This is a genomic window from Afifella aestuarii (genome assembly GCF_004023665.1).
Lineage (GTDB): Bacteria > Pseudomonadota > Alphaproteobacteria > Rhizobiales > Afifellaceae > Afifella > Afifella aestuarii.
Map to the genome: position 1 here is coordinate 700,909 of NZ_SAUF01000005.1, position 12,782 is coordinate 713,690.

General features: G+C 61.7%; 10 protein-coding genes and 1 tRNA gene. 6 read left to right on the forward strand and 5 right to left on the reverse strand.

Translation table 11 applies throughout. The annotated features are described in order from the left end of the window. Positions 1-39: 39 nt before the first annotated feature. Positions 40-1,866, reverse strand: coding sequence for a glutamine--fructose-6-phosphate transaminase (isomerizing) (gene glmS, locus EO094_RS17375; protein ID WP_128294122.1), 1,827 nt, complete (start codon positions 1,864-1,866; stop codon positions 40-42). Positions 1,867-1,979: 113 nt separating this feature from the next. Beyond that, positions 1,980-3,314, reverse strand: a complete 1,335-nt coding sequence (glmU, locus tag EO094_RS17380; protein ID WP_128294123.1) for a bifunctional UDP-N-acetylglucosamine diphosphorylase/glucosamine-1-phosphate N-acetyltransferase GlmU — start codon at positions 3,312-3,314, stop codon at positions 1,980-1,982. A gap of 103 nt (positions 3,315-3,417) precedes the next feature. Here glmU and EO094_RS17385 point away from each other — a divergent pair, with 103 nt between their 5' ends. The 4 genes from EO094_RS17385 (at position 3,418) to EO094_RS17400 (ending at position 9,175) form a co-directional block, all read left to right on the forward strand. Further along, positions 3,418-4,377, forward strand: coding sequence for a DMT family transporter (locus EO094_RS17385; protein WP_128294124.1), 960 nt, complete (start codon positions 3,418-3,420; stop codon positions 4,375-4,377). A gap of 53 nt (positions 4,378-4,430) precedes the next feature. Then, positions 4,431-4,506 (forward strand) — tRNA-Lys (locus EO094_RS17390). A gap of 299 nt (positions 4,507-4,805) precedes the next feature. Further along, entirely contained in the window at positions 4,806-5,984 is a 1,179-nt protein-coding gene (locus tag EO094_RS17395; protein WP_128294125.1) for an efflux RND transporter periplasmic adaptor subunit, read from the forward strand. Between the two features lie 35 nt (positions 5,985-6,019). Then, entirely contained in the window at positions 6,020-9,175 is a 3,156-nt protein-coding gene (locus EO094_RS17400) for an efflux RND transporter permease subunit (protein ID WP_128294126.1), read from the forward strand. A 78-nt stretch (positions 9,176-9,253) separates the two neighbouring features. Here EO094_RS17400 and EO094_RS17405 read toward each other — a convergent pair whose 3' ends face one another. After that, complete coding sequence (locus EO094_RS17405) at positions 9,254-9,475, reverse strand: hypothetical protein (RefSeq protein ID WP_128294127.1); 222 nt, start codon at positions 9,473-9,475, stop codon at positions 9,254-9,256. Positions 9,476-9,789: 314 nt separating this feature from the next. Here EO094_RS17405 and EO094_RS17410 point away from each other — a divergent pair, with 314 nt between their 5' ends. Together EO094_RS17410 and EO094_RS18920 are read left to right on the forward strand one after the other, a co-directional pair. Beyond that, complete coding sequence (locus EO094_RS17410; RefSeq protein ID WP_128294128.1) at positions 9,790-10,332, forward strand: DUF4864 domain-containing protein; 543 nt, start codon at positions 9,790-9,792, stop codon at positions 10,330-10,332. Further along, a complete protein-coding gene (locus tag EO094_RS18920) occupies positions 10,332-10,460 on the forward strand; it encodes a hypothetical protein (RefSeq protein WP_255701279.1) in 129 nt (42 codons plus the stop codon). Before EO094_RS17410 ends, EO094_RS18920 begins: the two co-directional genes overlap by 1 nt. Before the next feature lie 94 nt (positions 10,461-10,554). On the opposite strand, the gene tgt is transcribed toward EO094_RS18920, so the two are convergent. Then, the gene (tgt, locus tag EO094_RS17415) at positions 10,555-11,673 is read right to left on the reverse strand and encodes a tRNA guanosine(34) transglycosylase Tgt (protein ID WP_128294129.1); all 1,119 of its coding nucleotides are present in this window, start codon (positions 11,671-11,673) and stop codon (positions 10,555-10,557) included. Then, a complete protein-coding gene (queA, locus tag EO094_RS17420) occupies positions 11,670-12,770 on the reverse strand; it encodes a tRNA preQ1(34) S-adenosylmethionine ribosyltransferase-isomerase QueA (RefSeq protein ID WP_128294130.1) in 1,101 nt (366 codons plus the stop codon). Before queA ends, tgt begins: the two co-directional genes overlap by 4 nt. Positions 12,771-12,782: the final 12 nt, after the last annotated feature.

Here is a 12,782-nt window from a genome sequence, read left to right on the forward strand (position 1 = left end):
ACGCCCGTCGCGCCGGACCGCGCGCGAAAATTTTGGGCTCTATTCGACCGTCACGGACTTGGCGAGATTGCGGGGCTGGTCGACGTCTGTGCCCATAAAAACCGCGGTATGGTAGGCCAAAAGCTGCACCGGCACGGCATATACGATGGGCGCGATCGCGGCCGGCATGCTCGGCAGGATCAGAGTCTTCATCGTGTCGACAGCAGCGCTCCGCGCGCCCTCTTCGTCCGTCAGCAGAATGATTCGCCCGCCGCGCGCCGCGACTTCCTGCATATTGGAGACGGTCTTGTCGAAGACCTTGTCGTAAGGCGCCACCACGATGACCGGCATCGTCTCATCGATGAGCGCGATCGGCCCATGCTTCAGTTCGCCCGCCGCATAGCCCTCGGCATGAATATAGGAGATTTCCTTGAGCTTCAGAGCGCCTTCGAGCGCCAGAGGAAAGCTCTTGCCACGACCGAGATAGAGCACGTGTTTGACGCGCGACAGCTCTTTCGCCAGCCCCTCGATCTCGTCCTCGAGCTTGAGAGCTTGCGAAAGATGCCGCGGCATCTCGATTGCAGCCTGAACGAGCTGTTCCTCGTCGTCGCGCGAGAGATGTCCGCGTTGACGTCCGGCGCCGATTGCAAGCGCGAGGAGTGTCGTGAGCTGGCAGGTGAACGCTTTCGTCGAGGCGACGCCGATCTCGGGTCCGGCGAGTGTCGGCAGAATGTAATCGGCCTCACGCGCGATCGAGGATGTCGGCACGTTGACGATCGCACCGATCTTCTGCCCATGCTCCCGGCAGTAGCGGAGCGAGGCGAGCGTGTCGGCCGTCTCACCCGATTGCGAGATGAAGAGCGACAGCCCCTTATCGCCGAGGGGAACCTCCCGATAGCGAAACTCCGAAGCGATATCGAGATCGACTGGCAGGCGAGCCAACTGCTCAAACCAATATTGGCCCACAAGTGCCGCGTAAAACGCCGTTCCGCAGGCCGACATGGCGAGACGGTCGAGCCCCGCAAAATCGATCTCGGCCCCCTCCGGCAGCGCCACGCGGCGTTCAGCGAAATCCACGTAATGGCCGAGAGTATGCGCCACGACCTCGGGCTGCTCGTAAATCTCCTTGAGCATGAAGTGCCGATGATTGCCCTTGTCGACCATCAAGTTCGAGGCGACGAAATGCTGGACCGGTCGCCGCACCTCGGCGCCGTTCTCATCATAGATGGCGACGCTCTTACGCCGTACGACCGCCCAATCGCCGTCTTCCAGATAGGTGATCTGGTTGGTGAACGGAGCAAGCGCGATGGCGTCGGAGCCGAGATACATCTCGCCGTCGCCATAGCCGATGGCGAGCGGACTGCCCCGGCGTGCCGCAATGAGAAGGTCGTCCTCATGCGCAAAAAGGATGGCGAGAGCGAAGGCACCTTCGAGTTTTGCCAGCGTCTCCGCAGCGGCCGCCACGGGATCGAGCCCGCGGGCGAGCGCCAGAGTGATGAGATGCGCGACGACTTCCGTGTCGGTGTCGGTCTGAAGCGCCCGTCCGGCGGCCCGGATCTCGGCCCGCAATTCCTGAAAATTCTCGATGATGCCGTTGTGGACGACGGCAACGCTTTCCGTTGCATGCGGATGCGCGTTGACTTCCGTCGGCGCCCCATGCGTCGCCCAGCGCGTATGGCCGATGCCGATCAAACCGGAAAGCGGATGCTCGTGCAGGCGGTTCTCGAGATTGACGAGCTTTCCCTTGGCGCGCTCGCGCGTGAGCTCCTTGTTCTCCAGCGTCGCGACACCTGCCGAATCGTATCCTCGGTATTCAAGCCGCTTGAGCGCATCCAACAGCCGCGGGGCGACCGGGGTCGTTCCGACGATTCCGACAATGCCACACATATTCAGAAATACTCCCCTTCCAGCGGCGCGATCATGCCGAAACAGACCGCACCGAGAAAATCAATTGCCGTGACACAGTGTGACGAAAACGCCCTGCACTTCGGTGCTCGGGTTCACTTTTTCACGTGGCGCGCTCGAAAAGATTTAGCCCAATCCGGCTTCTGCACCTGTCGGCCGCGCCCAATTGCGAGCGCGTCCGGCGCGACGTCATCGGTAATGACGCTGCCGGAACCGACATAAGCGCCGTCTCCGATAGAGACCGGCGCGACCAGAGATGAGTTGGAACCGATAAAGGCCCCCTCTCCGATCTGCGTGCGAGATTTGCTGAAGCCGTCGTAATTGCAGGTGATGGTGCCGGCGCCGATATTGGTTCCGGCGCCGACGGAAGCATCCCCGAGATAGGTCAGATGGTTGACCTTCGCGCCATCGCCCAGCGTGGTTGCCTTCACCTCGCAGAAATTCCCGACCTTCGCTCTCGCGCCGACATCGGCTCCCGGCCGCAGGCGGGCAAACGGCCCGATCTCTGCCCCGGCTTTCACGACACAGCCTTCAAGATGCGAAAAGCCATGGATCCTGACCCCGTCTTCAACGCGAACCCCGGGACCGAAGAAGACGTTCGGCTCGACGGTCACGTCGCGACCGAGCACGGTATCGTGCGAAAAGAAGACGGTCTCCGGCGCAACGAGGCTGACGCCCTCCACCATCGCCTGTCGGCGGCGGGCGTTTTGAAAGCGCGCTTCAGCCTCCGCAAGCTGCGCCCTATCATTGACGCCGAAGACCTCGTCGAAGGCGATCTCAGCGGCTTTGACCGAGAGACCTCTCTGATTGGCGATCGCAACCGCATCCGTCAGATAGAACTCGCCCTGTGCGTTGTTGCTATCGATCGCCTCGAGCAGGGAGAGCATGTCGCCCGCACGGAACGCCATCAGGCCCGCATTGCAGAGCTCGATCTTCTTCTCTTCTGGTGAGGCATCCTTGTCTTCGCGGATCGCGAGAAGGCGGCCCTCTTCGGTGATGAGCCTGCCGTAACCTACAGGGGACGGCGGACGCATGCCTGCAACGGCGAGCGCGGCACCCTCGTCAATGAGACCGGCGAGGCACGAAATCGTCTCAGCCGTTACGAAAGGCGTGTCTCCGAAAAGAACCAGCACCACGCCTTCGGCGCGCTCCAGAAGCGGACGCGCCTGCATGACGGCATGCCCCGTGCCGCGTCTCTCCTCCTGCACGAAAACTTCAGCCTGCGGCATTTCTTGGGTGACCAGGGCCCGCACAGAATCGTGTCCCGGACCGACGACGACGCCGAGATGCGCCGCCCCGGCCGCCTGGGCCGCGCGCATCGCAAAAGCCAGCATGGGAAGCCCGCCGATCGGGTGTAGAACTTTTGGATAGGCCGAGCGCATGCGGGTGCCCTCACCCGCAGCCAGAATGATGGTCGTAAGCTGAGACATATGTCCCTTTCCTGATGCAGCACCGCTTGCGGAGCCGCAGCTTGCGCAAATTCTGCCAGCCCGTTAGCGCAGGTGTGTCGAAGCCGAAAGCCCCTCCGAACCAATGCAAGCTTCCTCAAACCGCCTGCGGGACATCACTCTTCTGGCGCTCATGCCGTTGTTCTTCTCGTCAAATCTCGTGATCGGACGCGCAGCGGTGAGCACGGTCGAGCCGTTCACCCTCGCCTTCTTGCGCTGGACGGTGGCCCTTCTTCTGCTCCTCCCGCTCGCCGCCGCGGGATTGAGACAACACCGCAAGACCCTCCTGGAAAACTGGCGTCTGCTTCTTGTTCTTGGCTTTCTCGGCATGGGTGTGTGCGGGGCGATCGTCTATCTCGCTCTCCGCCAGACCAACGCCACCAACGCCACATTGATCTATACCTCGTCCGGCGTGATGATCCTGGTGCTGGAATGGCTGTTTCGCGGCAAGCGTATTGCGCTGCGCCAGGCGCTCGGCGTGGCCCTCGCATTCATCGGCGTTGCCGTCATCGTGCTGCGGGGAGATCTCGGCCGGCTCATCGCACTCGAATTGAATGCCGGTGATCTGTTGATTGCGCTGTGCGCCTTCTCCTGGGCCGTCTATTCGGTCCTGTTGCGTCGCGGCTCCCTTCACACCGTCCCGACCCTGCCGCTGTTCACAGCCATCGTCGCCGCCGGCGCGGTCGTTTTGCTGCCGTTCTTTGCGGTGGAAGCGGTCGTGCGCGAGGCCTTTCCTTCAACCTTGGCCGCATGGCTCTCGATTGCGGGCCTCGCCTTCATCTCCTCGGTCCTCGCCTTTCTCGCCTACCAGCACGGCGTCACAGTGTTTGGACCGGGTGTCACCGGCATGTTCCTCTACCTGCTGCCACCCTATGGCGTCCTGCTCGCGATGATCTTCCTTGGAGAGGAATTTCACACCTATCACGCGCTCGGGCTGGCCCTGGTTCTGCCGGGCTTGATGCTCGCGACCCTGCCGTCCACATGGCCCCGGCCGTGGCACGGCATCCGGCGATGGGCAAAAGCCCGGCATACGGGGCTATCCTGAACCAAAACGGCTTGACCCGCACCAACGGCTTCCATAGGGTCCGCCCGCGCTGAGAGCCCTTAGCTCAGCCGGTAGAGCAACTGACTTTTAATCAGTAGGTCGTGGGTTCGAGTCCCACAGGGCTCACCATTACCTATCTGTCCGATGCGGCGGCATGGGTAAGAGATCGCACCCGAGACATGCATGGGTGAGGAATCTCGACCTTCTCGTCTCCTGCGAGCTGAGAGCCACGAGAGCGTCGCCGCCGTCGGATCACATACTTGTGTAGATGCGTCAGGCCACGGCCTCCAAGGTCACCGTAGGCCTATTTGGTAACCCCTACACTGGAATCGGTACTCGACTGTTTGCTTTTCTGATGGCAGGAATTATGTCATCGCCGGAAGTGAGCGCACCGACTTGGCGCCTGCATTCGAACTGGTAGCTCCTAGATGATCGATCTTCGCCTTCCCTCCCCGGCAACGGGGCGTCGTACCTTTCCTATGCGCGCCGCACTCGCATTGGCGCTGGCGCTCGCACCTGCCACGGTCTTGGCTCAGGGAGCGCCGGGAGCTGGCGGCCCGCCGGCCGTTAACATCGAGCAGGTTCGCCTCGGTGACGTGACCGAGCAGCAGGTCTTCACCGGCCGGATCGAAGCTGCGGAAAGCGTCGAAATCCGGGCGCGCGTGCAAGGATATCTCGGAGAGCGTCAATTTGAAGAAGGCGCCGAGGTCGAAAAAGGCCAGGTGCTCTTCACTATCGATGCAGCACCTTATGAAGCAGCGGTTTCTCAGGCCGAGGCGGCCGTCCAGAATGCGCATGCCGCCCTCGAGCTCAACAATCTGAGCTACGAACGGCAGCAGACACTGCGCGAGCGCAATACCGGCTCGCAGGCCGCACTCGACGAAGCTCGCGCCAACCGAGATCAGGCGGAGGCAACCCTTCGTCAGAACGAAGCAGCCCTCAAACTGGCGCAGCTCGATCTTGGGTACACGAAAATCACGGCCCCGATCAGCGGGCGCATCGGCGTCGCGGCTTTTTCCGAAGGCGCGTTCATCGGTCCCGACAGCGGCGCCCTTGCACGCATCGTGCAGCAAGATCCGATGCGCGTGGCCTTCCCGGTGCCGCAGCGACGTTTGATCAATATCGGTCAGACCGAGAAACAAAGGGATGAGGTCGTCATCAAGCTGCGTCTTGCCGACGGCAGCATCTACGACCAAGAGGGCGAGATTCTCTTCACCAACATCGAAGCGAACGAGGGTACGGATTCAGTGATGGTGCGGGCTCGCGTCCCCAATCCGGACCGAGTTTTGTACGACAAGCAGCTCGTCGATGTGATCGTCGCCGCACGCAAGCCCGAAGAAAAGCTCCTGATGCCGCAATCGGCTATGCTCATCGATCAGCAGGGCACCTACACCCTCGTCGTCAACGATGAGAACAAGGTCGAGCAGCGTCGTATCGAAACGGGCGAGCAGCGCGGTCCGGCGGTGGTCGTCACCGAAGGCCTGGAGGCCGGGGACAGGGTGATCGTCGCAGGTCAGCAAAAAGCTCAACCGGGCATGCAGGTCGAACCGCAGGACGTTACCCCGAAGGAGCAGGCGTCGACCTCAGCTCCCTCGACGAACCAGTAAGCCGCAGCGCGTGACACTTTGAAGGCCCACACGGCATGATTTTTGACGTCTTCATCCGCCGGCCGCGACTGGCCTTCGTCATCTCGATTCTGATCACGCTGGTCGGGCTCATCTCGATCGCGGTGATTCCGGTCGCCCAATATCCCGACATCGCGCCTCCGACGATCAGCGTGTCTACGCAGTATATCGGCGCAAGTGCCGAAACCGTCGAACAGGCCATCGCGCAGCCACTCGAAAGTGCCATCAACGGCGTCGAGGACATGCGCTACATGAAATCGACGTCGAGCTCGGACGGTTCCTACGAGCTGAACGTCACTTTCGAACTTGGCACCGACCCTGACGTTGCCGCCATCAACGTGCAAAACCGCGTGGCTCAGGTCGAAAGCCAGCTGCCGGCGGAAGTGCGTTCGGTCGGCATCAACGTGGCGCGTGCCTCGCGCGACCAACTCCAAGTCTTTCTGTTCTATTCGCCGGATGATCGCTTCGACGAATTGTTCATCGCGAACTTCGTCGGCCTCAACGTCATCGACGAGCTGAAACGCGTCAACGGCGTCGGCAACGTGCAGGTCTTTGGCGAACGCGATTACGCCATGCGGATCTGGCTTGATCCGCAGAAGCTCAGCAATCTGGAACTGACGCCGGCCGATATTGCGGCTGCGGTGGAATCGCAGAACGTCCAGGCGGCCGCTGGCAAGATCGGTGCCGCCCCGCTCGTGGACGCGCAGCGGCTCGAGCTGACGATCAATACCAAGGGGCGCCTGAGCGACGCAGAAGAATTTCGCAACATCATCCTCCGCTCCAATCCAGACGGCTCCGTCGTACGTCTGGGTGATGTTGCCCGGGTCGAGCTTGCGTCTGAGAGTTATGGTGTCATTGCCCGTTACAACGGCAAGCCGATGGCCGCCGTCGCCACCTATCTCTCCCCTGGCGCCAATGCGGTGACGGTCGCGACAAACGTCACGAAGCGGCTCGAAGAGCTGTCAGAGCGCTTCCCCGAGGGGCTCGAGTACCAATACATCTACAATGCGTCCGACTTCGTCGGAGCGATGATCGAGAAGGTTGTCTCGACCCTGATCGAGGCCTTCGTTCTCGTTGCGATCGTCGTGTTTATCTTCATCGGACGTTTCCGGGCGACCCTCATTCCGATGATCGCCGTGCCGGTTGCCATCATCGGCGCGCTGGCGATCATGTATGCCTTCGGCTACAGCGCGAACACGATCTCACTTCTCGCTCTCGTGCTCGCCATCGGCATCGTCGTCGACGACGCCATCATCGTCGTTGAGAACGTCGAACGCGTGATGGAGGAGGACCCGCATCTCTCGCCGAATGAGGCCACTCATAAGGCGATGAGCGAAATCGTCGGGCCGATCGTCGCCATCACTCTGGTGTTGTTGTCGGTGTTCGTTCCGGTCGCCTTCCTGCCGGGCTCCTCAGGCGCTCTCTTTCGCCAGTTTGCCGTCGCGATCTCCGCGGCCATGGTGATTTCGGCCATCAACGCGCTGACCTTGTCGCCTGCGCTGTGCGCACTCTTCCTTCGGACGGGCGAACCAATCCGGATCATGCGCGGCATCACCCATGCCGTCGACAAGGTCGGACATGGCTATGCCTGGATCATCAGCAAGCTGATGCGGGTTTCCGTGGTGTCGCTCGTTATCCTCGCCGTTCTCGGCGCGGCCACGGGCTACATGTTCCTGCGCACGCCGGCTGGCTTTCTCCCGAATGAAGACAAGGGCTTCGTCATTGTCATCATGAACCTGCCGCCGGGAGCATCGCTGAACCGCACGGATATCGCAGCGAAAAAGGCAGAAGCCATCATCCGTCAGGATCCGGGCGTGGAGAGCATCGGCACCGTCCTGGGCTTCGACCTTTTGGGCGGCGGCGCGGCCTCGAATGCCGGCCTCATGTTCCTGCGGTTGAAGCCATACGACGAACGTACGACCCCCGACCTTGCAATCGGCTCCGTCATTGGCCGGCTCTATGGTGGTCTGTCGACCATTCCGGACGCCCAGTTCATTCCCCTGCAACCGCCGGCAATTTCGGGCGTCGGCTCGTTCGGCGGGTTCGAGTTTGTGCTCGAAGCTCTGCAGGGGCAGGAACCCTCCGAGCTTGCAGCCGTGATGCGCGGCCTCCTGGTCCAGGCCAACCAGCAGCCGCAACTGACCCGGGTCTACGCGAACTTTGAAGCCGAAACGCCACAGATTCGGTTGGATATCGATCGCACGAAGGCGCAGACGCTCGGCGTGCCGATCAACGAGATCTTCGCCGCCCTGCAATCCACCTTCGGCGGGTACTATATCAACGATTTCAACCTGTTCGGCCGCACCTGGACGGTCCGCATGCAGGCGGAGAAGGAATACCGCACGTCGATCGATGACATCTACGACATCGAAGTGCGCAACAATTCCGGCGAGATGGTGCCGCTTTCCACCTTCGCACGCGCCGAGCTGACCGTCGGCCCACGCAGCCTGACGCGCTACAACAACTATCGCTCGGTCTCCATCCAGGGCTCCCCCGCCCCAGGCTTTGGCGACGGTGACGCGACCGACGCCATGGAACAGGTGGCGAAATCCCTTCCGAGTGGCTACGGCTATGAATGGACGGGCCAGGCGCTCGAACAGAAGCAATCGGCAGGACAGACACCGATCGTTCTTGGCGCGGCGGTCGTCTTTGCCTTCTTGTTTCTGGTCGCTCTTTACGAGAGCTGGAACGTGCCGATCCCGGTGTTGCTATCAACCGTCAGCGCCATGTTCGGTGCCATATTTGCGATCTGGTGGGTTGGCGCGAACTTCAGCCTCTATGCGCAGATCGGTGTCGTCGTTCTGATTGCGCTGTCAGCGAAGAACGCCATCCTGATCAACGCATTTGCGCTCGAACAACGCGAGTTCGGCATGGATCTGCACGACGCCGCCGTCGAAGGCGCCCGGTTGCGTTTCCGCCCGGTGATGATGACGAGTTTCGCCTTTATCGCTGGCCTCGTCCCGCTGGTCCGGGCCACCGGTCCAGGTGCGGGATCCATGCATGCAGTGGGTATTCCGGTCTTCGCCGGCATGATCGGCGCCGCGACGATCGGCATCTTCCTCATCCCGCTCCTCTTCGGCGTCTTCCAGTGGATGCGCGAAAAGACCGGATGGAAGCCGCATCATCCCCCGGCGTCCGAACGGGGCGAAGAAAGCACGGCGCCTGCCGAATAAGAAGATCGCGGGCTCCTTCAGCCCGCGATCTCAATTTTCGAAACACGTCGCTTATCAAGACGAGGCTGAGGCCTCACGCTAACCGGCGGCGTCGGCGGCCTGCAATTCGGCCGGCCGAACCTCTCTCTTGCGGATCTGGAAGGTCTGAAACGGGCCGTTGAGCACCAGACCCTTCGCGTCGTCGCGATGCGCGAGACCTTCCTCGACCAGTCCGTCCATCACCCAGTTGGGGAGCGCGCTCCGAGGCGTGTGCGCGTAGAGTTCGAGCAGGATTGTCTGGTAGAGGGACGTTTCGGTCATTGCGCCAAGGCCTCCGCTATGTCGTGGGAACGCAGAACAACGCAACTGACTGACCCCAAGATAGCTGAGTCGGCGTCAAGATCGTATCCGCCCCGAGCGGCTACCTGCGGCTACAGCCATCCTTCCGATTCACGCGGAAGTGAAGAGGCGCTCAGACGCAAGCTGAAGGTCGTCGCAACGCAGCCAAGCCCGGGGCGTCGCAGGCTTTCGGAGAGCGGCGAGAATTCGACTTCTTAACGACAACCACTTCTTCACGGAACTGAACGGCGGGTTAACGAATTGTCCTGTCGAAGTTCTTGAAGAGGTGCAATCCCATGGTCAGTCTGAAAGCAGGCTGGGGGCGAAACCTGGCAGTTGTTGCAACAGGTATTATGGCGACGGTGCTGATCGGCACGGTCCAAGTGAACTCGTTGAACGCACCTCTTCCAAAAGCCCTTCCTCAGGCAGCGCCGAAAGCCGATCGATTGGATCTGGTCGCCTACCACCCCGAGCCGCGTTCGCTCACCAAGGGCCAGGAAGATGCCGTGCGCGGCGCAGTCGAAACCTTTGTCTGGGGTCTTTCAAACAAGCAGCCCAAAGCCGTCTGGCGCTTTGCGACGGAGTACGAGCAGGATCGCTTTGGAACCGAGGAAGCGGCTTATACGTTCTTTTCGAAGATCCACCCGCCGCTTGTCTATGCGAAGCGGCTGACAGTGGACAGTGTCACCCAGGATGGCGAGGCAACCATGGTGAAGACCTATGTGCGAGACCGCATTGGCTTGCAATGGTCCGCCGATTTTGCTCTCCTGCAAGATGACGCAGGCGACTGGAAAATCGTTGACTGCCAACTGAGGCCGGCTCCGGGAGAATTGATCTGATGCCGAAAGCACGTGCAAAAGCCATCGCCGTTCAGGCCGACAAGGAGGCCCGAAGCGCGCAGCTCTTCTGGTGGAGCTCTTTGGGCGCTGTAGCGGCAATCGCTCTCGCCGCCGCCATCAGCCGCTAAGTTCTGGAACGTCGAAGCCCCGGTATCGCCGGGGCTTTTTCATATCGGCCGTGCAATCGGCTCTGCCGCGCACGCGAGTGAATGGAGCTGGCCGTTACGGCGCTCCCCTCTCCCAATTCTCCCGCACCTCCGCCACATAATCCGTATAGCGTCCTTCGCTGATCGCCTGCCGGGCTTCTTTCATGAGTGTTTGGTAATAGGCGAGGTTCGACCAGGTCAGCAGCATCGCCCCGAGCGTCTCCTGCGTACGGAAGAGATGATGAAGATAGGCGCGGGAATAATCGCGCGCCGCGGGGCAATCGCTCGAAGGGTCGAGCGGACTTAAATCCTCCGCGTGCTTGGCATTGCGCATATTGAGGCGTCCGTAGCGCGTAAACGCCTGGCCGTGCCGTCCGGCGCGGGTCGGCATCACGCAATCGAACATATCGATGCCGCGCGCGATCGACAGCAGAATATCCTCAGGTGTCCCGACGCCCATCAGGTAGCGAGGCGCCTCGTCTGGCAGTGCGGGCACCGTCTCCTGGAGAATTTCCAGCATGACCGCCTGCGGTTCGCCGACGGCGAGGCCCCCGACTGCATAGCCATGAAAACCGATCTGGCGCAGCCCCTCGGCTGATCGCAATCGCAAATCGGCCTGGTCTCCGCCCTGCACGATCCCAAAAAGCGCCCTGCCGGGTTCGCCACCAAACGCCGCCTTCGAGCGCTCACCCCAACGCAGCGACAATTCCATCGCCCGCTCGACCTCGGAATAGTCCGCCGGCAATTTCAGGCATTCGTCGAGCTGCATGGTGATATCGGCGCCGAGGAGCCCCTGAATCTCCACGGAGCGCTCGGGCGTCAGACGGTGTGTCGATCCGTCGACATGCGATTTGAACGTGACGCCATCCTCGTCGAGCTTCGTCAGCTGGGCGAGCGACATGACCTGAAAGCCGCCGGAATCCGTCAGGATCGGATGCGGCCACCGCATGAAGGAATGCAGCCCGCCCAATCGTGCCACGCGCTCCGCGCCCGGCCGCAGCATCAGGTGATAGGTGTTGCCGAGGACGATATCGGCGCCAAGCTCCCTCACCTGCTCGGGATACATGGCTTTCACGGTGGCCTGCGTCCCGACCGGCATGAAGGCGGGTGTGCGGATGAGGCCGCGCGGCATGGAGATCGTACCGCGACGGGCATTCCCGTCGCGCGCCTGAAGAGTGAACGAGAATTCGGTCATTTGGGCCTGATGGAGGGCGTCGCCGGTTCGAGAAGCGAGGCATCGCCGTAGGAATAGAAGCGATATTTTTCCTCGATCGCATGGGCATAAGCGGCCTTCATACGGTCGAGGCCCGAAAACGCCGACACGAGCATGAACAGCGTCGAGCGAGGCAGGTGAAAATTCGTGAAAAGCCGGTCGATGATGCGGAAGCGATAGCCGGGCGTGATAAAGATCCCGGTCTTGCCGGAGAATGGGTGCAGGAGACCATTTTCGTCGCCGGCGCTTTCCAGGATACGCAAGGCCGTTGTCCCGATCGCGACAACGCGCCCGCCACGCCGGCGTGTCTGGTTGACGGCTTCCGCCGTCTCCTCGCTCACCTCGCCCCACTCTTCGTGCATGACGTGGTCGTCCGTCTCTTCGCTTTTCACCGGCAGAAACGTACCGGCCCCCACATGCAGCGTCACCAGACGGCGCTCGATGCCCTTGTCAGCGAGAGCGGCCAAAAGATTGTCCGTGAAATGCAGCCCTGCCGTCGGCGCAGCGACAGCGCCCTCCTTCGCCGCATAGACCGTCTGATAATCTTCCAGATCGGCCGCATCGGCCTGTCGGCGCGAGGCGATATAAGGCGGAAGCGGCATAGCCCCCTGGCCGTGGATGGCTTCGTCGAGCACGGGCCCAGCAAGGGAAAAGCCGAGTGTGATGGTACCGGCCTCGCCTTTCTCGACAACGCGCGCGTCGAGCGTTCCGGCAAGACAGGTCTCGTCCTCCCCACCGAAACGAAGCATATCGCCGGGCTTCAGTTTGCGGCCCGGCTTGGCGAGTGCCATCCAATGGGATTGATCCAGCCGCTCGATGAGGGTCGCTTCCACGCGGATCGCCTGACCGTCCGGCGTGCGCGGGAGACGGCGTCCGGCGAGCCGCGCCGGAATGACGGCCGTGTCGTTCAAGACGAGGAGATCACCGGGCTCCAAAAGTGCGGGAAGATCGAAGACCCGGAGATCGCGGAAAGGCCCTTCAGAGGGCACGACGAGGAGCCGCGCGGAATCGCGCGGCCGCTCCGGACGAAGCGCGATCCGCTCTTCCGGCAACTCGAAATCGAAAGCATCGATACGCATGGGAAAAGGCAG